General features: G+C 45.7%; 23 protein-coding genes and 1 pseudogene. 10 read left to right on the top strand and 14 right to left on the bottom strand.

All coding sequences use genetic code 11. The features are described from left to right. Positions 1-185 precede the first annotated feature (185 nt). From NT178_18710 to NT178_18680, 7 genes are all read right to left on the bottom strand, one after another. The gene (locus tag NT178_18710; protein MCX5814550.1) at positions 186-425 is read right to left on the bottom strand and encodes a CopG family transcriptional regulator; all 240 of its coding nucleotides are present in this window, start codon (positions 423-425) and stop codon (positions 186-188) included. Next, positions 400-687, bottom strand: a complete 288-nt coding sequence (locus NT178_18705) for a BrnT family toxin (GenBank protein MCX5814549.1) — start codon at positions 685-687, stop codon at positions 400-402. Before NT178_18705 ends, NT178_18710 begins: the two co-directional genes overlap by 26 nt. 456 nt (positions 688-1,143) lie before the next feature. Beyond that, positions 1,144-1,869 (bottom strand): hypothetical protein, encoded by a 726-nt coding sequence (locus NT178_18700; protein ID MCX5814548.1) that lies wholly within the window; start codon positions 1,867-1,869, stop codon positions 1,144-1,146. 146 nt (positions 1,870-2,015) lie between these two features. Next, positions 2,016-2,771, bottom strand: coding sequence for a hypothetical protein (locus NT178_18695; GenBank protein MCX5814547.1), 756 nt, complete (start codon positions 2,769-2,771; stop codon positions 2,016-2,018). A gap of 127 nt (positions 2,772-2,898) precedes the next feature. Then, positions 2,899-3,138, bottom strand: coding sequence for a type II toxin-antitoxin system HicB family antitoxin (locus NT178_18690; GenBank protein MCX5814546.1), 240 nt, complete (start codon positions 3,136-3,138; stop codon positions 2,899-2,901). Beyond that, positions 3,135-3,332, bottom strand: coding sequence for a type II toxin-antitoxin system HicA family toxin (locus tag NT178_18685; protein MCX5814545.1), 198 nt, complete (start codon positions 3,330-3,332; stop codon positions 3,135-3,137). Before NT178_18685 ends, NT178_18690 begins: the two co-directional genes overlap by 4 nt. Positions 3,333-3,573: 241 nt before the next feature. Continuing rightward, positions 3,574-4,725, bottom strand: a complete 1,152-nt coding sequence (locus NT178_18680; GenBank protein MCX5814544.1) for an ATP-binding protein — start codon at positions 4,723-4,725, stop codon at positions 3,574-3,576. A 140-nt stretch (positions 4,726-4,865) separates the two neighbouring features. On the opposite strand from NT178_18680, the gene NT178_18675 reads away from it, so the two are divergent. Then, entirely contained in the window at positions 4,866-5,060 is a 195-nt protein-coding gene (locus NT178_18675) for a hypothetical protein (protein ID MCX5814543.1), read from the top strand. Between the two features lie 120 nt (positions 5,061-5,180). Here NT178_18675 and NT178_18670 read toward each other — a convergent pair whose 3' ends face one another. From NT178_18670 to NT178_18660, 3 genes are read right to left on the bottom strand one after another with little or no spacing between them, the layout of a single operon-like run. Continuing rightward, positions 5,181-6,614, bottom strand: coding sequence for an efflux transporter outer membrane subunit (locus tag NT178_18670; GenBank protein ID MCX5814542.1), 1,434 nt, complete (start codon positions 6,612-6,614; stop codon positions 5,181-5,183). Continuing rightward, positions 6,607-9,789 (bottom strand): multidrug efflux RND transporter permease subunit, encoded by a 3,183-nt coding sequence (locus NT178_18665; GenBank protein MCX5814541.1) that lies wholly within the window; start codon positions 9,787-9,789, stop codon positions 6,607-6,609. The genes NT178_18670 and NT178_18665 overlap by 8 nt, the downstream gene beginning before the upstream one ends. Positions 9,790-9,804: 15 nt before the next feature. Next, positions 9,805-11,034, bottom strand: a complete 1,230-nt coding sequence (locus NT178_18660; protein ID MCX5814540.1) for an efflux RND transporter periplasmic adaptor subunit — start codon at positions 11,032-11,034, stop codon at positions 9,805-9,807. 33 nt (positions 11,035-11,067) lie between these two features. Between NT178_18660 and NT178_18655 the strand changes: the two genes are divergently transcribed. Then, the gene (locus tag NT178_18655) at positions 11,068-11,310 is read left to right on the top strand and encodes a hypothetical protein (GenBank protein MCX5814539.1); all 243 of its coding nucleotides are present in this window, start codon (positions 11,068-11,070) and stop codon (positions 11,308-11,310) included. A gap of 189 nt (positions 11,311-11,499) precedes the next feature. On the opposite strand, the gene NT178_18650 is transcribed toward NT178_18655, so the two are convergent. Genes NT178_18650 through NT178_18640 form a run of 3 tightly spaced genes read right to left on the bottom strand, consistent with a single transcriptional unit; the run spans position 11,500 to position 14,570 of the window. Then, positions 11,500-12,294: a metal ABC transporter permease gene (locus NT178_18650; protein ID MCX5814538.1), complete on the bottom strand. Its 795-nt coding sequence runs from the start codon at positions 12,292-12,294 to the stop codon at positions 11,500-11,502. 14 nt (positions 12,295-12,308) lie between these two features. Then, positions 12,309-13,190 carry a metal ABC transporter substrate-binding protein gene (locus NT178_18645; GenBank protein MCX5814537.1) on the bottom strand — a complete coding sequence of 294 codons (882 nt, stop codon included), beginning with the start codon at positions 13,188-13,190 and terminating at the stop codon, positions 12,309-12,311. Between the two features lie 12 nt (positions 13,191-13,202). Then, positions 13,203-14,570: a hypothetical protein gene (locus NT178_18640; protein ID MCX5814536.1), complete on the bottom strand. Its 1,368-nt coding sequence runs from the start codon at positions 14,568-14,570 to the stop codon at positions 13,203-13,205. A 599-nt stretch (positions 14,571-15,169) separates the two neighbouring features. Here NT178_18640 and NT178_18635 point away from each other — a divergent pair. The 5 genes from NT178_18635 (at position 15,170) to NT178_18615 (ending at position 18,861) form a co-directional block, all read left to right on the top strand. Further along, complete coding sequence (locus NT178_18635) at positions 15,170-15,601, top strand: transcriptional repressor (protein ID MCX5814535.1); 432 nt, start codon at positions 15,170-15,172, stop codon at positions 15,599-15,601. After that, positions 15,598-16,566, top strand: coding sequence for a zinc ABC transporter substrate-binding protein (locus NT178_18630; protein ID MCX5814534.1), 969 nt, complete (start codon positions 15,598-15,600; stop codon positions 16,564-16,566). Before NT178_18635 ends, NT178_18630 begins: the two co-directional genes overlap by 4 nt. Continuing rightward, complete coding sequence (locus NT178_18625) at positions 16,557-17,324, top strand: metal ABC transporter ATP-binding protein (protein MCX5814533.1); 768 nt, start codon at positions 16,557-16,559, stop codon at positions 17,322-17,324. Before NT178_18630 ends, NT178_18625 begins: the two co-directional genes overlap by 10 nt. Positions 17,325-17,326: 2 nt before the next feature. Continuing rightward, positions 17,327-18,133, top strand: a complete 807-nt coding sequence (locus tag NT178_18620) for a metal ABC transporter permease (GenBank protein MCX5814532.1) — start codon at positions 17,327-17,329, stop codon at positions 18,131-18,133. Positions 18,134-18,300: 167 nt separating this feature from the next. Then, positions 18,301-18,861 carry a cache domain-containing protein gene (locus tag NT178_18615; GenBank protein ID MCX5814531.1) on the top strand — a complete coding sequence of 187 codons (561 nt, stop codon included), beginning with the start codon at positions 18,301-18,303 and terminating at the stop codon, positions 18,859-18,861. Between the two features lie 81 nt (positions 18,862-18,942). Here the strand turns inward: NT178_18615 and NT178_18610 are convergent, their stop codons facing one another. Then, entirely contained in the window at positions 18,943-19,905 is a 963-nt protein-coding gene (locus NT178_18610; GenBank protein MCX5814530.1) for a PfkB family carbohydrate kinase, read from the bottom strand. Positions 19,906-20,116: 211 nt separating this feature from the next. Between NT178_18610 and dnaK the strand changes: the two are divergent. From dnaK to NT178_18595, 3 genes and pseudogenes are all read left to right on the top strand, one after another. After that, positions 20,117-22,017: pseudogene (gene dnaK / locus NT178_18605) on the top strand (molecular chaperone DnaK). Positions 22,018-22,026: 9 nt separating this feature from the next. After that, positions 22,027-24,375 (top strand): endopeptidase La, encoded by a 2,349-nt coding sequence (gene lon, locus NT178_18600; GenBank protein MCX5814529.1) that lies wholly within the window; start codon positions 22,027-22,029, stop codon positions 24,373-24,375. 280 nt (positions 24,376-24,655) lie between these two features. Next, positions 24,656-26,062, top strand: a complete 1,407-nt coding sequence (locus NT178_18595) for a TolC family protein (protein ID MCX5814528.1) — start codon at positions 24,656-24,658, stop codon at positions 26,060-26,062. Positions 26,063-26,082: the final 20 nt, after the last annotated feature.

Here is a 26,082-nt window from a genome sequence, read left to right as displayed (position 1 = left end):
TTTGAGCTTGCCTGAACAATGAGCACTGGAGATAAATAGTAGAAAGTTGCCGGGAATAAAAAGAAAGAAAATAAAATGAGACCTTTTCGTATTTTTTGTCTTATATTCATTTCGTTCTATAAATGCATTTCAAAATATAACACAGAATTCAGCGCGACGCTTTGCGGATGCCCTGGAATGACGGGTTATGCACTTTTCTGATAATGTGAAGCATACCAGTCCACTACCTCTCTTATCATCTTCTGGTAAGAAGTCTTCTGTTTCTTTGCCTGTTCTTTAAAGAAAGTGATACTTGATTTCTTCAAAGATATGGTGACCTTCACATTGTCTTCCCTCAGCACCAATTGATCGGGTGGGGGGAGAAAGTCTTTGACGATCTTTAGATCGCCCATAGTTTCATCAGTGTATTTTATTTTGGTCTTCATAGATTTTCCTTCCTTTTCTCCAATAACCTGCGCCATAGATGCGAATAACATTGCCACGGTATGTGAATCTGACGGTCAGAATACCTTCACCGACATATCCCATGCAGTAATACCTATCCTCTTCGGTGCTATGGGTAACGTCTTCCGCGATAACACGGCGGGGATCAAGAAAAGCCTGTTGTGCGGTCAGAAAAGAAATACCGTGTTTGGTTTGGTTCTCCTTGTCTTTTTCTTCATCCCATTCAAAAGTTGCTTTTCTCATTATTAGACTATACCAGAACTGCCCACTTCTGGCAATACTAAAGTATGGTAATATGTATGGCTATATATTGTGCTCATATTCATCGCATAACGACAAAATCAACCATGGTTGTAAGACGTCGGCTGTATTATCTCGTGGGGCGGTCATTATAAGATTTTGCACTTATCACATTTCAACATTTCAGGAATGTTCTCTTGGTCCCCATCTGTACTTCAGAAAAAACATTTATCAACAGGTTTCCATGCTTACATTCACAGTGAATACATATAATACTTAATTGCTCAAACCAAAGCCTGTATTGGCTTTACGGGGATTCTAAATTCTGTAGAAACATTTTCTACAAATGTTGTAGACACATTGTCTACAAAGTCTCATTATTGAAGATTTATGACTATTCATTTTACTTCACGCCATCCGTTTAATTGAAATATTGAAGGATGCCCCTGTCCCCGTCTCTCATTTTTTTGGGCTCATGGGCACTTGGTTTTTTATTTCGAGAATGTTGGGGTCATTCTCATAAATCTCTATTTTGATCTGCTGCCCTGAATTCGTAGCGATATGTGGTTTTGAGGCAGTGACCATAATTGGAAAAACACGCCTTAGATCACCACTCCTGCCTGCGCTCGTTACAGTTGTTTTCCACAGCTGCACTTCCTTTTTTGATTTTCGGTACTCAGATAGGTCAATAGCATCAAGCACCAAGAATCTGAAGTACGTTGTATAAGTGCCAACGTGAGATGAATAACCCTTGATACCGTAAGTTGGGTTATACGTGGTTGTCCCACTATAAGTTCCATAATTTCCATACGTACTTAACATACCCTGTGTCGTGGATGAAGAGACCCCAGTCTGTCCCCACACAGGTACTGAATATGAGTATTGATGTTGTTGAGGGTCTCCGATGCCGTAAACAACAAAAATGGCAAGGTTTGCTGTTTCGATAGATTCTGCTGGCACAAAGCCTCTTGAGATCAGTGCGCGATTTATATAAGCCTCGTATTCCCTAAACTGAAGGTCGCTTAAAGATGTGTCCTTATTGCCCGGAAGAAGGATGAAGTTCTTTTTATCATCAGTGCCTGGCGCCTGTAAGGAGTCAACGTTTACAAAGCATTTCGGTACCGATGCACAGCCCGCCATCAGCAATAGCAACGCAAGAATAGAAGCTAAACACAACTTTTTCATTGAAGCCCCCTTTAAAGATGAATTCTAACACAGCCATCACCAGGAGGCCGGCTTTATGGCCGGTGCATGGCATGGTTAGACATATAGTTTGCATGTCGTCGTTGTTTCTTAGTGGTCGTTGTCAACACAGCAAACAACCTCATTTATTACCCTTTCTCGCCGAGTAGCCAATCAGACAAAGCGTTTGGGGCAAGTTTAATTGCCAGATTTGCCCAGCCAATTGACCCCGTATCAATGATAGGCAATTCATACGGGTGTTCGATTAAGAGGGTATGCCGTTCTTTACCATTTACAACGAATTTTACTTCGACCCGGTGAAAAGCTACCCTGTTACCTTCAATGTTATTATGGAGGATAAATGGCACATGTATTTGGATTTCAGTAATAGAAGATAGGTCATTAATTGACTTGCCAAGTGGGAAGCTCCCGGTATTGACAGCTTGACGAGACTCAAATACGGCACGCGTATTATCAATAGATTGAAAATGATAGGGTTGTGTTGCATAGAATTTAATGGAATTGTTGGGATTTGCTCCCTGCAATTCCAAATAGTACTGATGGTTTATCGGTGACATTATCTGAATAGGATATGGCTTTGAGGACCATTTTCCAGAAAAAATAACTTTGACTATCGAGGCAAAATCTCTAATGATCAACTTTTCAGACTGCAATTGACTATCGAGGGTGTTCAGTTTTTCGTCTTGAGTTTTGATGGTTGTCTGTAAACTTCCGATTCTTGTTTGATATTGTGATTCTTGTTCTTTTGAGAGGCGGTCCTTTACGTTATCTATCCTTTTGTCGATTATGAATTTTGAGATGGCTAATAGGGCCGGAATAAGGACAATGCTCCAAAACAACCACTGGCTAATGGTCTTGAGTATCTGCAGGTTGTTGAACCACATATTAACCCCCATTCTTCAGGTTTTTTGAGGTCGTTTTGCGTGTATTATTTTATTTATCATCATAAGATCTAACGCTTGCATAACCGGGAGGCAACGCCGTTTGTTGCCGATTGGCTCCAGCGATTGATTATGCTACTTTTTGTAACTTATTTACAAGTTCTTTGCCAGATATCGGTACAGGGAGTTGTTTGTTGTCCTCTTTATAGAGCAGTATTGTTTCCTCTATAATCTCACAAAGTTCGTTGAATACTTCGCGCTCATCGTTTCCATGACACCCACCATAGAAAAGTTCAGGACAACTACCTATGAAACAGTTATCAGCGTCTGACCACTCAATGATTTTTACGTATTTTGATCCAGGGGTCATTTTTTAACCTCCTCAATGGCAGTTTGTACTGCTTTTTCCTGGTAGTGTTTCGCATCTTCATTTCCATTACCTGAAATAGTTATAGGCTTTTTCAGCATCGGATGTACAAAATTTCTGTGACTTCCTTTGCCTCCTCTATTTATAAAACCTTCCTTCTCCAAATCTCTAATCAAGTCTCTTATTTTTCTTGGCATATCTCTATTTATTTAATTATATCATAGAAGTTTTTTCATTTATATGCTTGTTTTGCATTTTGCATAACATATAAGCTTTTTTCTGATGCTGCCGTTAAAGCAGCACATATGGAGATTGTACGCCTGAAGCAGACTATTTGTAACAGGGAAGAGTTAAGAGATTACGGGAAGATATGGAAAAGAAAAGAATTGCCCTGGAGGGAGCCACCGCGTAGCGGTTTAGTTCAGCGTGTCGCTGTCATTATTCAAGAATCTTTTCCAATTGTTTGAAGGGCAGGGTGAAGATGTTTTTACCTACGGGATATATCTCATTGCCCGGGTATACCACATATCCCATCGTGCAGGACAGGTCTTCGCAGGCATTCCAGAAGCCTCTGGAGACCGAGGGACTCATTGAGTATTTGATCTCGACTGCTACGGGGTTGTTCTTGTTGTCGAAAAAAAGAAGATCGATTTCCGCACCCGCATTGGTTCGATAGAAATATATCTCGCGATTACCGGACAACAGAGCGATTATCTGTTCGATTACAAAACCCTCCCAGGAGCTGCCCAGTGAAGGGTGGCCCTGGAGATCGTCAAAGTTTCTGATCCGCAGCAGGGCATGCAGGAGGCCAGCATCCCGGATATATACCTTCGGTGACTTTATCAATCTTTTTTTGACATTGGCATGATACGGCTGAAGTTGCCTTACAATAAAAGTATCTTCCAGAATGTCCAGATAATGCCGGATAGTGGGGGCCGAAACTCCGAGGCTGCCTGCAATCTTATTTCCATTCCAGAGCTGTCCGTGTAAATGGGCGAGCATGGTCCAGAACCTTCTGAGCTGTGCCGAAGGTATGCGTATGCCAAGCTGCGGAATGTCCATCTCCAGATAGGTCTTTATGTATGATTCCCGCCAGTCAAGGCTTTCCTGGTCATTTTCTGCCAAATAGCTTCCTGGATATCCACCGCGAAGCCAAAGCTTCTGAGGTTCGTCATGGCTGGCCTCAAACATTGTGAACGGTGAAAGCTCATGATAGATGATGCGACCGGCAAGGGTCTCCGAGGAACGATGCAAGAGATCCGGTGAAGCTGACCCAAGGATGAGGAAACGACCGCCAATTCTGTTTTGATCCACCAGTGCCCTGATGAGCGGGAATAATGCCGGCATCCTTTGTATCTCATCAATAATCACACCGGTGTTGCTGAACTGCCCAAGGTAGAGTTCAGGATCTTGAAGTTTGTTCCAATCAGAAGGAAGCTCCAGATCAAGATAGACCGAATCAGGCAGGAACATCTCCTGTATAGCCTTTGCAAGGGTTGTTTTTCCTACCTGCCTGGAACCAAGAATACCGACAACCGGGTATTTTTTCATGGAAGCGATGATGGCACCCTGGAGGCTTCTTTGGATCATGCTTGCATTTTAAAACACAGCCTTTAAATATGCAAGGTAATTTTTGATATTAGGGAATTTATAAATAATTAAAAAGACACCCGGGCAATGTCCGGAAGAAAATTCAAAAGCATTATCTCTCGCTGAACGACCGTAAGGGAGTGGGCGAGAGGAAAAAAATCAAAGGCATTATCTCTCACAGGGTACTGCCGGAAGAAATTGCTTTCACTGTGAAAGCAATTATGGAAATCCGTGTAACTGTTACACGGATTTTTAAAATCCCAGGAAAGTCAATAATAACGATGCTTTGCACAATATCACTTTTAAAACTGATCCCTAAAAGATTAGGGATATAATTATCCCTTTGCAGCAAATCAAAATAAGAAAGAGGCAGAACAGGGAATTGAAAATGAAGACATTATGTTTATTTTATTCCGGATTAGCATCTGCACCAGAAAGAAAGATGAAATATTTCTTCATCTCTCTTCTGTTATCTTATCCGCATGTGCTACCCAGCCGCCGCCAACTGATTTGTAAAGGTTCACAAGCGCCCGGAAGAGAACCCCCTGAGTCTGGGCATAGGCAAGCTCGGCATTAAAGAGGCCCCTCTCTGCGTCGAGAACCTCCAGATAGCTGGTGTAGCCATTCTCGTAGCGCAGGGTTGCGAGGCTCGAATAGCTGCGCAGCGCTTCCAGTTGCTGTTTCAGCATGGCCAGTTGCTCCCTCGATTTTCGCTGATCGATAAGAGCGTCCTCTACCTCACGGAATGCCTGCTGGATCACCTGTTGATATCTGATAAGGTTTTGATCCCGCAGTGCCTCTGCCGCTTTCACTTGTCCTGCAATGCCACCTGCGGTAAAGATCGGCACCGTAACCGGTACTCCATAACTCCACATTTTGGAAGGTCCTGTGAAGAGATTCGAGAGGTCCTTACTCTCTACACCATAGGAACCGGTTAGAGAGATGCTGGGGAAATAGAGCGCCTTTGCCACGCCGATCCGGGCATTGGCAGCAATAAGGTTCTGCTCGGCCTGGCGTATATCAGGGCGCCTGCCAAGAAGCTGAGAGGGCAAGCCTGCCGGCACCTCCGGGAGCACAAGGGTATCAAGATGCCTGCCGCGCGGTATGGGACCTGGGTTCCGCCCGAGTAACACATTCAGACCGTCTTCCTGCTGACCGATGAGCTTTTCAAGCAAAGGGATTGTAGCAAGAGCCGACTTATATTCAGATTCTGCCTGGCGAAGCTCCAGCTCCGAGATAAGTCCCCGTTCGAAGCGAAGGCTGAAGAGATTGAAGGAATCTTTCCGGCTTTTTGCCGTCCTTTGTGCAATTTCAAGCTGTTTGTCCAGATGACGCAAATCTGTGTAGGCTATTGCAACCGCTGTTACTACCGTTAAGATCACGCCCCTCCGCCCTTCTTCGGTGCCGAGCAGGTCGGCGCGGCTTGCCTCGGTGGCCCTGCGTATACGTCCCCACATGTCAATCTCCCAACTCGCACTTGAAAATGCCTGAAAGTTGTTATAGGGGTTATCAGCCGCAGATGACCAGGGAGGATTGGTATAATCCGTCCCGCCTTTTCTCTGCCCGATGCCGGACACACTGACTTGCGGAAAGAGCGCTGAGCGCGTAATGCCGTAGCGTCCAATAAATTCCTCAACCCTTGCCGCTGCCATACGGAGATCTTTGTTCTCCTTGAGTGCCGATGTGATAAGTTCGTTAAGGACAGGATCATCAAACTGTTTCCACCAGGTTGTGTCTGCAAGGTCCTTTGCCTCGGGCTCAGTGAGACGCCATGATGACGGTGCGTCGATGGAAGGACGCCGGTAATCTGGTCCGATTGCGCAACCGGAAAAGGAGAGAAAAAGGAAAATTGTGACAATAGTGCTGCATGCAGTTTTTCTCCTATGCATGGTTATCCTCCTCCTTCCCGTCATTCGTCCGACCTGCAGCCGTCTCCTCTTCTAAGACCGGTGCTTTTTTCTTTTTCCGACGGACAGTCTTTTCCACAACATAAAAGGTAACGGGAATAAGGAAAATAGCAATTACCGATGCCGTTGCTGTGCCGCCCATTACCGCGGTTCCCATGGTCTGGTGAGCGTTCCCGCCTGCGCCGGTCGAAACAGCAAGAGGGAGTACCCCGAGGAGAAAGGCAAAGGATGTCATAAGTATGGGTCTGAGACGAAGCTGTGCTCCCTCAAGCGCAGATTCTACAATTCCTTTCCCCTGCTCATGTCTTGTTTTCGCAAATTCGACGATAAGAATCGCATTCTTTGCAGACAGGCCGATGAGGACGATGAGAGCGATCTGGGCATAGACGTTATTTTCCAATCCGCGCAGCCATATAGCGGCAAAGGCTCCGAATATTGCAACCGGGGTGCCGAGAAGTACGCTAAGCGGCAAGGACCAACTCTCATACAGGGCTGCAAGGATCAGAAAGACGCAGAACAGCGAAAAACCGAAGATGGCCGCCGCAGGGATGCCTTCCCGCGCCTTTTTTTCCTGGAAGCTCATGCCGATATAACCGATCCCGATATCCGAAGGCATAGTCTGCTTATGCACCTCCTCCAGCGCATTCATTACCTGTCCGGAGCTGTATCCCCGCTTACCGGTGGCGTTGACCTGAGCGGAACGATAAAGGTTGTAACGCATGGTGAATTCCGGGCCCGGGCGCGACTTTATGTTTGTCAATGCCGAAAGCGGCACCGGATCGCCTCTGTCATTATTCACGTAGAACCGTCGGATGTTTTCGGCTTTTGTCCGGTAGGCTCCTTCTGCCTGAACATAGACCTGCCACTGGCGGCCGAAACGATTGAAGTAATTCACAAAGTAGCCGCCCATGAAAGCCTGCAGGGTTTGATAGACCTGCCCCAGATCAACCCCCTGTTTGAGGACCTTGTCGCGGTCTACATCCACAAAGAGTTGAGGCACTGCCGGAAGAAAAGTGGTGATCACGCTCTCCAGTTCAGGCCTCTTGCGCGCCGCTTCGATGAATTTGTTCACATTCTCCGAGAGGTAGTTAATATCCCTGCCTGCCCGATCCTGCAGGACAACCTGGGCACCCCCGGCAAGGCCAATGCCCTGAATCGGGGGCGGGGGAAAGACAAAAGAAACGCCCTGGGGCAATTTGCCTAACTCCTGCCTCACATGGTCCATAATCGCCAGATACTTCTCCTCGGGCTTTTTGCGATCCTTCCATTCTTTCAGACTTACAAAAGCAAAACCGCTGTATGTATTCTGGGCAATGCTCATCAGGCTGAGTCCCGCAATAGTCTGGTAATGTTCGATTCCCGGCGTTTTGCTTAAGACATCCTCGACTTTTTTCATGGTGTCGGCGGTGCGCTGGAGCGAAGCGGCGTTTGGAAGAGCCATGTTTACATAGAAATATCCGACATCTTCATTCGGGAGGAAGCCGGCAGGAAGTCCCTTGCCGAGAAGACCGCTCATAATTGCTATGAAAGCCAGGAAGAGAAGGCTGAAAGTACTCTTGCGGATCAACGACCCGCATACGCTGACATACCCCCTGGAGGCCCTGTTGAAGACCCGGTTAAACCATTCGAAGAAGGGGGCGAGGGGTCCATGTGTTTTCCCCGGTTTCAGAAGCAGGGCACAAAGCGCTGGACTCAAGGTCAGGGCGTTAAAGGCCGAAATAATGACTGAGATGGCAATGGTCACGGCAAACTGCTGATAAAGCCTGCCGGTGATGCCCGGAATGAAGACCGTGGGGATGAAGACGGCTGCGAGAATCAGCGCAATGGCCATAACCGGGCCTGACACCTCCTCCATAGCCTTGAGAGATGCTTCCTTTGGCGACAATCCTTCCTCGATGTGACGTTCTGTGGCTTCTACAACAATGATGGAATCGTCGACCACCAGGCCGATAGCAAGGACAAGGCCAAAAAGCGAAAGGGTGTTGATAGAAAAACCAAGAAAAGGAAAAACGGCAAATGTGCCGATGAGGGAGACGGGCACAGCGAGCGCAGGGATGAGAGTCGCCCTCCATCCTTGAAGGAAGAGAAAAACCACGAGGATCACCAGCGCCAGAGCTTCCAGGAGAGTCTTAATAATTTCGCTGATGCCCTCATTAATGGACCTCGTCGTGTCGAGGGAAACCACGTAATCGAGATCGGCGGGAAAGCGTTTTTTAGCTTCCTCCATCACCTTCTTTACACCCTCCACGGTTGTGAGAGCGTTGGATCCGGGCAACTGATAGATGCCCAACATACCCGCATCTCTTCCGTCTATCCGACTCTTAACGTTGTAAGCCTGGGCGCCAAGCTCAACGCGGGCTACGTCTTTCAACCGGACAATCGATCCGTCGGGGTTTGCACGAACCACAATTGCCTCGAAGTCTTCCGGTGAAACAAGGCGACCCTTTGCCCGGACCGTATAGGTGAATTCCTGTCCCGGAGGCGCCGGTTCTGCCCCGATCTGCCCAGCAGGGTTGACGGTGTTCTGTTTCTGGATAGCGCTGACAATATCGGGGACAGTTATTCCCAGTTTACCCAGAGTATCCGGATTGACCCAGATACGAATCGCATAATCTGAAGCACCAAAGAGATTAACCTGGGCAACACCGGGCGTCCGGAGCAACTGGTCTATAATGTTGATGTTGGCGTAATTCCCCAGGAATGTTGAGTCGTATGTTCCTTTTGGTGAGTAGAGTCCCAGAATCATGAGCGGTGATGACCTTGATTTCTGAATGTTCACCCCGTAATTTCGAACATCAATGGGAAGTTGAGGCTGAGACAGGTTCTGGCGTATCTGAGTGAAAATCAGATCGGTATTGGGGTCGGTCTTGACGTCGAAGTTTACGAAGATACGCATGGTTCCGTTACTGGCATTCACTGAATACATGTAGTTCATATTATCCACGCCGCTTAACTTCTGCTCCATGGGTGTGGCGACTGATTGCTCCACTGTTTCGGCATCTGCGCCTGTATAAGTTGTCCAGATCTGAATCTCAGGGGGAACAATGTCGGGAAATTGTGCCACCGGCAACTGAAACATTGCTACCAATCCAAAGACAACGAACATAATGGAGATGACCATAGCAACGATAGGGCGGTTTATGAAGAACTTTGACATGCCCGGTTTCCTCCCTTAATCCCTTTTGTCCTTTTGCTTTAAGCCATCTCCAGATTTTGTTCCCTCTTTGGGCTGGGTCCCGGGAACATTCTTCGGCCCCGTGTCCTGCTCACTGGCGCCGACGAAGGGCTTTACCGTCACAACAGACCCCTCTCTCACTTTCTGAACACCTTCAGCCACGACCCGCTCTCCCGGTTTGAGACCCGTTTCTATAACCCAGAGGTTATCGACCCGTTCCGCTACTTTGACGGGTCTGATGCTGACTTTGTTATCAAGGGCCACGATGGCGACCTGAAATCCTCCCTGAAGTTCCGTCACCGCCCGTTGGGGCACCAGAAGGGCGCCTTTTTTGATCGCTGTCCGGGCAATAACCCGCGCAAATTGTCCGGGACGGATTATATTTCCGGGATTGGGGAAAAGAGCCGCGACTTTGATGGTACCTGTCCTCACATCCACCTGGCGGTCGGCAAAGGCAAAACTTCCTTTGTGGGGATGGATACGGCCGTCAGCAAGAATCATCTGAAGCGGCAGCTTCTGACCGTGCCCGCCGTTGTACTGAACATATTCCAGGTACTCTTGTTCACTCATGGATACGTAGACCTTGATAGGATCCACCGTCGAAACCGTGGTCAACTCCTCTATAGACCCGATACCTACCAGATTGCCGAGTTGTGCCTTGGCAATGCCGGCGATGCCGGCAATAGGCGAGGTAATCTTCGTAAAACCGAGGTCAACCTGGGCCTTGTCCACCACTGCCTGGGCCGCTGCAACGGAAGCCAGAGCCGCCTGCTCGGTGCCCACAGCGTCATCGAGGTCCTTCAAACTGATGGCCTTTAGTTTTACAAGGGGCTTGATACGCTCAAGATTTGCTTTGGCAATTTCCCACCGCGCCTGCTGCTGCGCAAGTTGACCTTTGGCCTGTTCGAGTGCTGCCTGGAAGGTACGGGGGTCGATCTTGAAGAGAACCTGCCCCTTTTTGACAAAATCGCCTTCTTTGTAATTCTGTTCAATGAGATAGCCCTGGACCTGGGCACGTATAGTGGCATTCACGAGGCCGTCCGTAGAGGCTGTCCATTCAGAATAAACGGGAATGTCCCTCACCAAAACCTCGGCTACTTCGACGGTGGGCGCAGACCCGGCTTCTTTGGTTTGGCTGTTTTTACATCCCGATGACAACAAGGCGATCCCTGAAACGATAAGGACACCCACGTAAAAAAACAGCCCTGTTTTATCTTTCCATCCCATTTATAAGCCTCCTATTTACTGCGGCAGCATATTATGCCGGATCAGGCTTTCAGGTATGCCCGCAGAATCATATCATCGTTTGAAATCATCGGATACAAACTGCCAAAAATGTACCATAACAACATTGATATGACAACGAAATCATGGGAAGCAAATGCTAAAGTAACGTTCGAAAATTTAACATTTACCTGCCCGAATGACCGTAAGGGAGCGGACCTGTCCCCTGCCAAGGGGGCGAGAGGAAAGGAATTAAAGGCATTATCTCTCGCAGAGTAAATGCAGCATACAGAGAAATGCATTTTTGTAATTGGATAGGCTTATGAGGGAATCTTGAGATACAATCAAAGATACGAAAACCTGCCGGAAGAAATTGCTATCACTGTGATAGCAATTTCGGAAATCAACGGAAAGGCAATATGGAGGCTGTTCTACGCAATGCAACCGCAAAAAAGTAGATTTTACAGCTTACATATTTTTCCTGTATATCACCTTTGCCATCAGGGACAGGAAGAACATGGTGCTCAGAGAGGCCACGATGAGCGGAGCGGCTGGAAGGTCCCACTTATAGGAAGCGGTGAGACCGAAAAGGGTTGAAAGCAGTCCCAGGAACCAACCGAGAAGCAGGATTTTTACAGGCTTATCAGTGAACAGTTTCCCGATAAGGGCAGGGATAATAAGGAAAGAAAATACCTGAAGTATGCCTGCCATCTGGACTGATTTAACGAGGACCATTGCAAAGCTCAGAAAAAACAGAAATTCCCAGATAAACCCGCCTGTTCCGTCAGCGGAAAGGGCGAAAAATCTTTTCCTGAATATGTAATGGAATATGCCGATGGCAATATAGAGCGCCAATGCCTGTAAAACATCCTGCTGCCCTACCCATATAATATTGCCGTTCAGTATTGTTTTAAACTCTTCAAGTCCGTGAGGCGTGCGGTCAAGGATGAGAATGCTTGCGGCAAAGGAAAAAATGTAAAGAACCCCGATAAATGCCTCTATGTTGGTAAATTTTCCTATCTGCCGGGAAAAGGAAAGAAGGAAAGCGCCCAATACGGCAAAAACAATGGAAAAGAGATATTTGTCCGTTGTGTCATGACCGAAAAGGAGGGAAAAGGCGATGCCGACGCCGATCAGTTGAGCCAGAGAGAGATCGACAAATATAATGCCCCTTTCAAGGATATGGATGCCGAAGTATGAGTGGATCAGGATGAGCAGCACACATGCAAGAAAGGGAAACAAAAAAATATTGAGCGCTTCCATATTTGTACCTCCTCTTACTCCAGTGACTTGAATACGGCGTCCATTAGTCCGAACCAGTCGTGTATGTCGCGGGCAGAACCCACCTCATGGGGGACGACAATACTTTTTACGCCGGTTCTTTTTGTTAGCAGTTCAATTCCGGCGCTGCCGTAATATTCTATTGTAAGTATTGAATCGGGCTTTGTTTTCTTCATCGTGTCTATTAGTGATTCTATGTAGGCCGCGGAGGGCGGAATTCCTGGTTTCTGCTCAACATAGCCGATGATCCGGAAGTTGTATTCCGATGCCAGGTATTCAAAATACTTGTGGTAGGATACGAACTTTTTCCCGCGGATGTTTTTTGAAGCCCAGTCATTCTGTTTTTTCTTAAGTTTCTCATTAAAGAGGGCAAGGTTTTTTTCGAAGATCTGCGCGTTTTCAGGATCAATGCCGGATAATGCCCTTGTAATGCCTTTTGCAACTCTTCCCATGTTTTTCGGGGAAATATGGTAATGGGGATTCCCCAGGGGGTGCACATCGCCCATACTTCTGTCGGAAGCTGTATTTTTTTCTATGACTTCCACAAAATTCGAGCAGTCAAGATTCCCCGGTCTGCCTGGTTGGATTTTCGGATTCCGTGACGACTCGATAAGCAGCGGGAGATAGCCGATTTCAAGGTCAAGGCCGTTATACATGATAATATCCGCGTTCCGAGCCGCGAGAATCATGCTTGGTTTTGCCTCGATGGAATGAGGGTCCTGATTTGCCTTCACGAGAGCGGTCACTTTAATCTTATCCCCTCCGATGCTGTAGGCAATGCTCCCTATCCAGGGCAATGTGGTCACAACGTTAAGTTTTGCCAATGCAGGGGTTGCGTACAGGCAAAACATAATGAAAATCATAAGCAGCTTTCTCATGATAATACCTCCTTAAAAAGGGTGTGCGGCATGTGCGCCTATGCCGAAAATAAATTGCAGAAAAACTTCATTATTTGTCGAAGGACTCGCAGGGTTGAATATGTTCCTTGCCGATTTATCATAATTATATTGTAAGCGGATACGTGAAAACTCCGACGGATTGAATTCCAGGCTTCCCGTTGCCCTCCAGGGTCTTCTTCCGAAATCCGTCCGGTTGCCTGCAAGAACAAAATCATTGTTAAAAAGATCAAGAACATCGTATCTGGCTCCGAATCTCCATCGTTCCCACTGGTACAAGCCCTGTATGTACATGCCGTCCTGCTGCCTTGTAAGGCGGTTTATGGTTGCCAGTGTTGTGTCGTATAAATCACCGCTCTGTCTTCTCTGGAAGTATTCGCTCTGCAAGATGAAACTTTTCTTTTTTGAAGGTTTCCATTTGTAGGTAAGTTCGGCGCCGTAGAGGGTTGAGTTTCCCCTGAACTGGCTGTTTTCAGAAGTTATTGTATTGGTTCGGGTTTTTCCTGTTACCATCGACAACCCGAAAAGAAAGGTTGAATAATCGCTTACATCAAAAGAAGATTTGGCGAAAGTGGTATAGGCGTGCGGGCCGGGTGTCGCGTCAGCCGCGAAAAGGTACTTGTTATCGCCCTGGAGGATTTCAGCTCCGAGTATCGTATAAAAAGGCAGGCTCGGCAGATAGGTAAACTGGGCGCCTTTTTCTATTAATCCTTCATCACCGATAAATGTCCTGTAAATGAGCGGCGAGTCCGCAAAATCCCAGGCATGGGGGTGCTGTCCGTTAATCCTTCCGAAGGCGCTTTTAAATTTGCCCCCTTTAACCTGAAAACCCTGGGGCAGGCAGGTGGTGACAAAATATGCCTCCTCAAGTTCCGCTCCATCTTCCTTGACGGGGATGGTGGCATAGGCATTGAAAAAAGGGTCTACAGGGGCGAACAGAAAAAGCTCTGCCGATTCGAGGTTAAAGCCTTTTTTCTTGTTCTCATTTCCCAAAAAAGTGTATCCGGGGATGCCCCGTGTTTTTAACTCGCTTTCTTTCACATCAGACCCGTAGGCGTAAGTGTTGAGAACTAACGATATATAGGGGTTGGTAAGAGCTGATCCCCCGAAAAGACCTGTCGCTCCGGCCTGTTCTTTTGGCACCGCGACCTTCTCTTCGATTTTTGGTATTTCCTCTGTTCTTACAGTTTTAATTTGCTCTTTCAATTCATTAATAATCTTTTGCTGCTCTTCGATGGTTTTCTGCTGTGTTTTGAGGGTTTCCTCCATTGCCCTGATTCTTGATTCAATATCATTCCCGAAGGATTTTGCGGGGAATATAAAAAGACATATAGAAAGCAGCAATATGACAATGTATCGCATTATTCACCTCCGATTTATTCTTAAAAAAGCGATAAAAATTAAGTAGTTAAAAGATTGTTTCTATTTGTTGTTTTAAAGATTGATCAGGGTTTCAGGAGGCCCCCTGTGCATGCAAGAGGGGAAAGAGGTTGATGAAGCCTTTATGATCTGATCCGAAATGCGGGAGCAGTAAGCTGATGCATTGCAGAGAATGCTTGTCTGGTTTACTATGCAAACACAGTAAGGGGTAGCGCCTGTTGCACAAATGGGACAATTGTCGTGAGGTTGCCCGTCCTCATGATAATGAAAGCCCGATAAAAAGCAACCGGACACAAAAATCAACAGAAAAAGAAAAAGAAGTTTTTTTAACATAAATATACCTGTATCAATTCCAGCGGCTTGGCCGATGGAGGGGGCGACGATAGCCCCAATAATAGAATCATAACACGGGCTGGATACCTTGTAAATGGAAATTAATTCTATTTAATGACATTGACAAAGGCTGATAAGCCAATCATACACTCACTACACTTATTGAATATTAATTATACTTGACCTGTATTTATTGCATAATGTAATATGTAATTGAAATTAACTTCTATTTGTGCAAGGGAAAAGGGATGGATTTTTTAACACAGTTGAAGGTGCTACACATGAAGGCTACACCGAAACGGCTGGCTATTCTCGAAATACTGGCGAAAGCGCCTGGGTATCTGGGGCCTGAAGAGATGTGGAACACGATGAAGGGGCGGTTTAAGAATATCGGCCTTCCCACTGTTTATCGGAACCTTGAAGAACTGTCAAAGGGAGAGATAATTATCAAAGTTATACATCCTGACCGCAAACTGTATTATTTTTATTGCCGTAATGCCGGCCACCACCACCATTTCGTATGTGTTTCCTGCAGAAAGGTTGAGGATATTCAATTCTGCGGGATGAAAGAAATTGAAGATGAGGTAAAAAGCGCCCTGAAAGGCCATGTGGTATCTCATTTGTTGCAGGTCTACGGGTTTTGCAATACATGCCTGAGAGACAAGGCAATATCAATATGACGGAGGATCTTCTGAAAGCCCGGAATTTCTTAAGCTTTTTGCTGATTTTAGCGCTTTCTCTTGCTATGATAAGCATGATAAGTTGCGGGAAGAAAGAACAGTCGCCAACAGGGCAAAAGAAGTTAAATATTGTTACGACCCTTTTTCCTCTTTATGACTTTACAAGAAATATCGTCGGTGATAAGGCGCAGGTAACGCTGCTTCTGCCTCCCGGTATAGAGCCCCACAGTTTTGAACCGAAACCGGGAGATATGCTGAGGATCAATAGTGCCAATCTGTTTATATACACCGGAAAGTATATGGAGCCCTGGGTTGAAGGTATTTTAAAGGGCCTGGACAGTAAGAAACTCTTTGTTGTTGACACAAGCAGGGGCATTGTTTTAAATGAGGAAAAAGAAGATAAAAAAGACCATGATGATAAGCACGGGCGTGGAAAGATAGACCCCCATATGTGGCTTGATCTGTCAAATGCACAGAAAATAGTAGATAACATCCTCGACAGCGTGATACAGAAAGATGTTGCCAACAGGGATTATTATACAAAAAATGCCGCGGCATATAAGACAAAACTGAGTGAAATGGATGCGAAATTCCGGGAAACCTTCTCAATATGCAAAAAACATACTTTTATCCACGGCGGCCATTTTGCCTTCAACTATCTCGCAAAGAGGTATAATCTCCAATATATTGCGGCATATCATGGGTCTCCTGACGCGGAGCCTACTCCGAGACGCCTCATAGAATTGAAAAACAAGATGAAACAATATGATATAAAATACATATATTATGAGGGACTCATATTGCCGAGGGTTTCCGAGGTTATATCACAGGAGACCGGAGCAACCATGCTGAAACTTCACGGTGCTCACAATATCAGCAAAGAAGATATGGAAAAAGGTATAACATTCCTCGTTGTAATGGAGGAAAACCTTAAAAACTTAAAGGTCGGGCTTGAATGTCAGTAGAAGTCATATCAGTGGACGGATTGTCTTTTCAATATAATGCCGTGGATGTCCTCACTGATATATCCTTTGATTTGAGTGAAGGTGGTTATATCGGGCTTGTCGGTCCGAATGGTTCAGGCAAGACAACACTGATAAAACTGCTTCTCGGATTCTACAAACCGACTAAGGGGACTGTCAAACTCTTCGGTTATGACCCTGCCGGTTTTCAGGACTGGTATAAGATCGGATACCTGCCGCAGAAGATCGTTTCTTTTAATCCCAATTTTCCCGCCACAGTAAAAGAGATTGTTGCCCTGGGCCTTATTTCAAGAAAGAAGCTTCAAAAAAGGTCGGGCAGGGCCGATAAGCTTGCTGTAGGCCATGCTATGGAATTAATGGACATTACGGATATTAAAAATGAGCTTATCGGTGAGCTCTCAGGCGGACAGCAGCAGAGAGCCCTTATTGCAAAGGCAATAGTAAGCGAGCCTGAGTTGCTTATCCTTGACGAACCGACAACTGCCATTGACCCGGAGACAAGGGAGAAATTTTTCAGCATTTTGAAAGAACTTAACGAACAGAAAAAGGTAACGATTATCATTATTACCCATGACACGGGAACAATCGGCAAATATGCATCAAAACTCCTTTATCTTGACAAAAAGATCATTTTTTACGGAAGTTTCGAGGCTTTTTGCGTATCCAGCGAGATGTCGGACTATTTTGGCGAATATTCACAGCATTTGATATGCCACAGACACGATGCGATAAACCATTGATGATGGATATACTCGACTTCCTAAATCATGCTTTTGTCCAGAAGGCGCTCATTGCCGGGTCTTTCATTGCAGTCTTATGCTCAACGCTCGGGGTTTTTCTTGTACTGAGGCGTCTTTCGCTCATCGGAGATGGTCTTGCCCATGTCACCTTCGGCAGTATTGCCGTAGGGCTTTTTTTTAAATCTTCCCCTGTTTATGTGGCGGTACCTATTGTGATGCTGAGTTCGCTGGGTATTCTGAAATTGGTAGAAAAAGCCCGTATCTATGGGGATGCGGCAATAGGCATTGTATCGTCTCTCGGGATTGCGATAGGGGTTTTGATGGCGAGCATTGCCGGCGGCTTCAATGTGGATCTTTTCAGCTACCTCTTCGGGAATATACTGTCCATCAGCATTGAAGAGGTAATAGCCTCCATTGTCCTGTCCATGATATTGATCGCCGTGATATTGATCTTTTACCAGGAACTCCTTGCCGTAACATTTGATGAGGAGTCTGCGAAGGCATCGGGAGTCAATACAAAACGGATTAATTCTATCCTTGTACTCCTCACTGCATTAACGGTTGTTCTTGCTATGAAGATGGTGGGGATCATGCTTGTATCCGCCCTCCTGATAATTCCCTCTGTCACGGCGCTGCAGGTGGCAAGAAGCTTCAAATCTACCATGTTCATTGCCGCAATTGCAGGTGTTCTATCTGTTGTGCTGGGTATTTGCATCTCTTTTGCTGCCGATCTGCCCACAGGAGCCACGATTGTACTTTTAAATTTCCTGTTTTTTATTACTGCCTTTATCTACAAAACCCTGCGATAGTGAGGGCTTGTTTTCTCTCCTGGTTTTCTTTTTGTCGGTCAATGGCCTCGAACATTACGGCGTCTCTATTTCCCATAAGTGTTGCTACATCGTGTCCTTGTATGTTACCTTAGGTCTACACACACATGGCCGTATAGCCTAATCCAACAACAGGAGGATCCATCGTTATGGTCAACACGCACTTTCAGAGCAGCAAAACAACAACTACAAACACTTTTGTATTATTCGCACTCCTTTTAGGTTTCATGATGCTCGTCAGCTTTCCTGGTCCGTTACAGGCATCAAACGAGGGGAAGGTGAAATCTGCACCAATGGAAGAGTATAAGGAGATTGCCAGGACCATGGTACACGGAGTCGCGGCTGGTTTGGGCGGCGTGCTGGCAAATGTGAAGAACGAAAAGAAGCGCATCGACCTGATCCGGTCTTTTATCACCCCCATACGCTTCTACCCCGATAATTCGGGTTACTTCTATGTCTACGATTTCAAATGTGTAAACATTGCCCATGCAACACAGAAAGACTTACAGGGTAAAAATCTGTACGATCATAAGGACGTGAAAGGCAAATATGTTATCCGCGCCTTGAGTGAGGCTTCAAAGAAAGGCGGGGGCTTCGTCGATTTCTACTGGTTAAAGCCAGATTCTAAAGAAGAGTTTGCAAAGATGGGATATGTGGAACCTATTCCGGGAACAGACTATTTCATAGGTACCGGAGTATACCTGCCGTAAATCATGAATTATGGAGGGAACAGATGTTAGCAGGCAAGAACCCACGGGACGGGCATCTGTTCCTCAAATAACATTGAGAAATTACAGTTTAGTTGCTTCCATTCTTGCCAGAACATCTTCCACGGTACCCATAAAGGGTCCCTCATATTCCATCTTGATAGATACAAGGGCTGCGGCAAACTTTATGGCGTCTTCGACAGAATGGTCTATTCTCCGGGCAAGATATGCCCCTATTGTTGTATCGCCACGCCCGGTTCTTCCATGAGCGCTCCTGTTTGAGAATCGCGCGAAATAACTTTTCCCCTTGCTGTATGCCAATACGCCGTCTGAACGCGTTATAATGGTTTCGGAACATCCCCAGTCATCAAGTATAGCTGCCGCCTTTTTAAGATCATCCGTTCCCGTCAATTCCTTTGCCTCGGCTGCATCTAATTTTACCGTTTCGACCATAGACAGGATTTCCTTTTTTTCCGGCAAATCTTTGTAGTGAATGGCCCGCGTCTGATGATCTACTTCCCACAAAAAACCCTGCATATCAGTTGATAAGCGAAATCCGCGCGCTTTCAATTCCTTCATAAATTCCAGGGTAAATTCCTGGTCGCTGAGGGCGCCGAGATGGATTAAACATGGCTCAAAGGAGGGCATTTCCTCAATCCGGAAAAACCCTGCACTCCTGGTTTGAAAGATTTGTCTTTCGTCGACATTTGCAGTCGGATAAACGACCTTCATATGGCTGGTCTCACGGGTGTGCTGAACATAGACATCAATACCCATTTTTTTTAAGGGTTCAATAAAATGCTCATTTTCTTCGGACATTCTTGTTACCATAGCAATCTTCTTAGTGCAACAAAATGCCGCTGTTGCTCCGAAGAATGATGCACCTCCTGCCCCTAAAGAAGAAGTACCTTTAAAAGGAACGATCTCACCGGTTGCTACATGACCTACAAAAACAATATCGTAATTATTCATCGCAATCCTTCCGATAATAGTAATTGCCCCTCGGGCCTTATACCCGAAGCTTGCCTTGGGGTGATTTATTGCCATGAGTTAGATATCAGTCATGGAGCACAAAAGGTTAAAATCTGCATCTTTATGGATATTTTCTGATAATGCGGATTAATTTGCAACCTTTATTATTGTGGGGGCAGCAAGATTGCATTAACAGGATAAATTGTTTACCCTGTAACATTGACAACATCTTGTACGGGCATTATATTAACCCTGAAAACCTAAAAAAGAACAGGAGGATATACACATGGCAAAGAAGGTAATAGGAATAGACCTCGGAACGACCAATTCCGTTGTAGCAATTATGGAAGGTGGTGAACCGAAGGTAATAATAAATGAAGAAGGCAGCAGACTGACACCGAGTGTGGTTGCATTCACGAAGGACGGTGAAGTGCTCGTCGGCCAGACCGCAAAAAGGCAGGCCATTACAAATCCTGAAAATACAATCTTCTCGATTAAGAGATTTGTGGGAAGAAGGTATAATGAAGTGCAGGGAGAAATAAAGACGGTTCCCTATAAAGTGGTGGCGGATCAGGAAGGCAACGTAAGGGTTGATATAAGGGGAAAACAGTATACCTTTCTGCTTTTGTACTCCAGAAACTGAAAAAATCTGCCGAAGCATATCTTGGTCAGACCATAGAAGATGCAGTTATTACCGTACCGGCATATTTTAATGACTCCCAGAGACAGGCAACAAAAGATGCGGGAAGGATTGCAGGGCTCAATGTGTTGCGCATTATCAATGAACCGACAGCATCTGCGCTTGCATACGGACTTGATAAAAAGAAGGATGAAACCATTGCGGTTTACGACTTCGGCGGAGGCACATTCGATATCTCTATACTCGAAGTTGGTGACAATGTTGTTGAGGTAAAATCTACCAATGGTGATACCCACCTTGGAGGCGACGATATAGACCAGCTTGTCATAGACTGGATTGTTTCCGAATTCAAAAAGGATCAGGGTATTGATCTTTCCAGGGACAGGATGGCATTACAGAGGCTCAAAGAAGCAGGGGAGAGGGCAAAGATTGAGTTATCAACAGCAGTTGAGACTGAGATTAACCTTCCCTTTATAACTGCCGATAGTGCAGGCCCGAAGCATCTGAATATGAAGCTCCGAAGGGCTGAGCTTGAAAAACTTGCCGACAGTATAATGCAGAAAACGGTTGAGCCGTGCAAAAGAGCTATGGAAGATGCAAAACTGGATTTCAGCAAAATAGATGAAGTTGTGCTTGTAGGTGGGTCTACAAGAATACCTAAGGTTCAGGAGATTGTAAAAAGCTTCTTCGGCAAGGAACCCCACAGAGGCGTGAACCCGGATGAGGTTGTGGCCCTTGGCGCAGCAGTCCAGGCAGGCGTACTGGCCGGTGAAGTGAAAGACGTACTACTCCTTGATGTAACCCCGCTTTCGCTCGGCATCGAGACCTTGGGCGGAGTAATGACAAAGATTATAGAGAGGAACACCACAATCCCGACAAAGAAGAGCCAGATTTTTACTACCGCCGAAGACAGCCAGATGAGTGTGGAGATCCATGTGCTTCAGGGCGAAAGGGAGTTTGCAAGGGACAATAGAACTCTTGGAAGATTTCAACTCGTAGGTTTGCCGCCTGCACCAAGAGGAGTTCCTCAGGTTGAGGTCACTTTTGATATTGATGCTAACGGCATCCTCCATGTGAATGCGAAAGACCTTGCCACAGGAAAGGAACAGAACATCAAAATCACCGCATCTACAGGTTTGAGCGAGGATGAAATAAAGAAGATGGTACACGATGCCGAGGTAAATGCCGAAGAGGACAGGAAAAGGAAACAGGATATCGAGGCGAAAAACCAGCTTGATAACCTTGTATACCAGACAGAGAAAACACTGAATGAAAATAAAGACAAACTGACAAGTGAAGACACGAAGCCCGTTGAGGATGCAATGGCTTCAGCGAAAGATGTCTTAAAAAGCGGTGATTCCGACAGGATCAGGAGTGCAATTGACGAACTTACAAAGGCTTCCCACAAACTTGCCGAGGTGCTGTATAAAAAGACATCAGGGCCAACAGGGGGCGAACAGGGCACTGAAGAACAAAAAACCCGGCAGGAAGGGCGCAAGGGCGACGACGATGTGGTGGATGCTGAATTTGAGGATGTGAAGAAATAGGGGGATTGGATGGTGATAGGTTTGAGAAACGATAAAGGCACAAAAGACAGAATATTTTATCCTTCAGAACTTCCCATATTGCCGCTTCGAGGAACAGTTGCTTACCCTGACCTTGTTATGCCGCTCATAGTAGGAAGAGAGCGTTCTATAAAGCTTATAGATGAGTCAATGAATATGGATAAGATGATTGCGATTATAACGCAAAAAAATCCGGACATAGAAGATCCGGACATGGAAGACCTCTACACCGTCGGCACTATTGCCACAATTATGAAAATGGTGAAAATGGTGGATGGGAGTCAGCGGGTAGTAATTCAAGGTTTGTGCAGGTTTAAGCTCATTGAATTTACCCAGAGGGAGCCTCACTTACGGGCAAAAATATTGCCGATCTTTGAGGATTACCAGAAGGATATTGAGGTAGATGCAATGTATATAAACCTCAGAAACCTCTTTAAGAAGGCTATAGATATGGCGCCCTACCTCTCTTCAGAGCTTTCCCAGATTGCAACAAAGGTGGAAAACCCCGGCAACCTGGCAGACCTTATTGCCTCTACTATAAATATAAGCGTTATCGAAAAACAGGATATCCTCGAAAAGATAGACCTGAAGGAGAGGCTGAGAAAAGTTACCGTATTCCTGAACAGGGAGGTTGAGACCCTTGAACTGAGCAGTAGAATTCAGACTAATGTGAAAGAGGGCATAGATAAGACCCAGAGAGAATACTATCTGAGAGAACAGCTCAAGGCAATTCAGAAAGAACTTGGCGATACTGATGACAAAATTTCGGAAATTGATGAGATACGGAAAAAGATACTCGATGCAAAGATGACTCCCGATGTACAAAAGGTTGCCGAAAAGGAACTTGACAGGCTTTCCAGGATGAGCACCATGTCGGCAGAGTATACTGTTTCAAGGACATATCTCGACTGGCTTACGGAAATCCCCTGGTCTAATCAGACAGAGGATAATCTCGACATTGCGTCGGCAGATACAATCCTCAATGAAGACCACTACGATCTTGCAAAGGTGAAAAAGAGAATCCTTGAGTATCTTGCTGTTCGAAAGCTAAAGGCGGACATGAAAGGCCCTATTCTATGCTTTGTGGGCCCCCCGGGAGTTGGCAAAACATCACTTGGCAAATCAATCGCCAGGGCCCTGGGGAGAAAATTTATGAGAATCTCCCTCGGAGGCATACGGGATGAAGCCGAGATAAGGGGGCACAGAAGAACATATGTGGGCGCTTTACCGGGCAGGATAATCCAGGGGGTTAAAAAGGCAGGCTCCAATAACCCTGTATTCATGCTTGATGAGGTAGATAAAATCGGTACGGATTTCAGGGGAGACCCCTCAAGCGCCTTGCTTGAGGTCTTGGATCCTGAACAGAACTTTTCCTTCAGTGACCACTACCTTGAAGTACCCTTTGATCTGTCCAAGGTGATGTTTATTGCAACGGCAAATATGCTTGATCCGGTCCCCCCTGCCCTGAGGGACAGGATGGAGGTTCTTGAACTTCCCGGTTATACTGAGGAAGAAAAGGTGATGATTGCCAAACAGTTTCTTATTCCGAAAGAGCGCTTTGAACATGGCCTCAATGAAGACCTGATTGCCTTTGAAGATGAGGCCCTGAAGATTATTATCCGTTCATATACAAGGGAATCGGGCGTAAGAAACCTTGAAAGGGAGATAGCAGCGATTTGCCGGGCAGTAGCTAAACTGGTTGCAGAAGGTGATACAGAGAAGAAGATAGTTACGTTAGAGAGCATTCATGGATATCTCGGGCCTATAAAGTTTTTTTCAGAGATTGCCGAGAGAACAAAATATTCGGGTGTTGCAACAGGTCTTGCCTGGACGCCTACCGGTGGCGATATCCTCTTTATAGAATCAACCAAGATGAGGGGCAAAGGGAATCTCTCCCTTACCGGTCAGCTTGGTGATGTCATGAAGGAATCTGCCCAGGCAGCGTTGAGTTATATCAGGAGTAAAGCAGGAGAATATCAGATTGCCGAGGATTTTTTTGAGAAAAATGATCTGCATGTCCATGTTCCACAGGGTGCTATCCCGAAAGACGGACCTTCTGCGGGCGTGACCATGCTTGTTTCTCTTGTATCGCTTATTACGGATAAGCTTGTAAGAAACGATGTGGCTATGACAGGGGAGATTACTTTGCGCGGGCTTGTCCTGCCTGTAGGTGGAATCAAGCAGAAGGTACTTGCAGCAAAGAGGGCAGGGATACAGAATATAATCCTGCCGAAATTAAATGAAAAGGACCTTGAAGAAGTGCCTGAAAGCATAAAAGAAAATATGCATTTCAAATTCATAGAGAGAATGGATGAGGCCATAGAAATCTGCTTAACATAATGGCAAAAGACTGAGTCGTGCCGTACAGTTTCTGTTAAGTTTTGCGTTTATTAAGGGGAGCCAGAAGAAGGGCTCCCCATTATTTTTATTTTTATCAGGCTTTAAATGCCCCATAAAATACTTTATTTCCAAACATGTTGATGTTAAAATGCCTTGGTAAAGCCAAAAAACATGGTATTATGACATATTGAAGTTTATAGGAGATTTTTAAATCAAAAAAAGATTGTTTATAATACTCCTTATAATTGTAACATACTCAATACATTTTTCATCTTTATCCATGGCTGAGGAAAAGCCCCTTACATTGACCGATGCCTTTACAAAAGCTTTATCAAACAATCTCAATCTCAATATACAGAGGCTTAATCCGGTTTCGGCAGCTTTAGATGTGAATATCGCTAAAGCCACCTTATATAATCCGACTTTTACCCAGGGACTCTCAACCGCCGGGGACGCCAACATTGATACTTACACTCAGGACGGATCAAGCAAGATTTCGCAAAAGCTCCCCATTGGCGGGACAGTCGACTTGGTATGGAACTACTATAGGACTTCAACTCTTGAATCGTCTCCCACGTACAAGTCAGCCTCCGGATTCACGTTGAGCATGCCGCTCCTTGCAAATTTCGGTTGGGATGTGACCATTGCACCGATTGTTATATCGGGGAAGCAGCTAAATGTTTCGCGCCTTGCTCTGAGAGAAGGAATAGAAAAACTTATTGCAGATGTCAATTCAGCGTACTGGAGTCTGAAAATGTCTCTTGAGGAGCTGATAATTTCGAGAGAAAACTACGAAGATGCAAAAAAAGTCCATGAAAGAACCCTTGAGCTTATAAAAGAGGGTAATCTTGCAGAACTCGAAAAATACCAGACCGAAGCGGCCATATCCACGAGGGAAGATTCACTTTTAACAAAAGAGAAGGAAGCAAAGGACAACAAGGATACACTACTGAATCTCTTGAGGCTTGATCTTTCGGAGGAGATTGTGCCTGTTGATTCTCCGAATTTTCGCCGGTTGGACCCCAACTATGAAGAAGTCATGGAAAATTCATTCAAATACCGTCCCGATTACCTAACGGCACTGGAAAACCTGGAAATCAGTGAATGGAATCTAAAAGTGGCACGTAGCAGCAGTTTGCCGGATCTATCCTTCTCTGGGGGCTATACAACCGGTTCCAATTACAATCCGGGCGGCTTTACACAGGGAGCTATGTCAAGGATGGATCAGACGAGAAACTGGACGGGAGGATTGAATTTTTCCGTTCCCTTTCCAAACACGGCAAAAAAAGATGCCTATTACAAGAGCAAGATAAGCAACCAGCAGTCAAGAATAACCCTCGCGCAGCTTAAAGACACTATAGCAAAAGAACTCAAACAGACTATACGCGCATTGGAGACCGCCCAGAAAAAGGTTGAAGTCTCGAAAAACGCAAGAGAGCTTGCAGAAAAGAAGCTTGAGGCGGAGATGATAAAGCTTGACGAAGGGCTTTCTGACAACTTTATGGTGATCACCTTTCAGAATGATCTTTCCACCGCAAGGTCCGCAGAAAACAAGGCAATCACCGATTACCAGATAACCGCTATTGCATTAAAAAAATCCGAGGGTACGCTTCTAAAATACCTGAACATCAGTTTTGAAGATGAACTCGAAAAGGAAAAAGCGCTATATAAAAAGATAAGGGAGTAAAAGAGGAAGCAGGAGAAACC

It is taken from the genome of Pseudomonadota bacterium, assembly GCA_026388255.1.
In the GTDB taxonomy this organism is placed as follows: Bacteria; Desulfobacterota; Syntrophorhabdia; order Syntrophorhabdales; family Syntrophorhabdaceae; genus JAPLKB01.
Note: the sequence above shows the minus strand (reverse complement) of the source record. Positions and strands in the feature narration are given on the sequence as shown.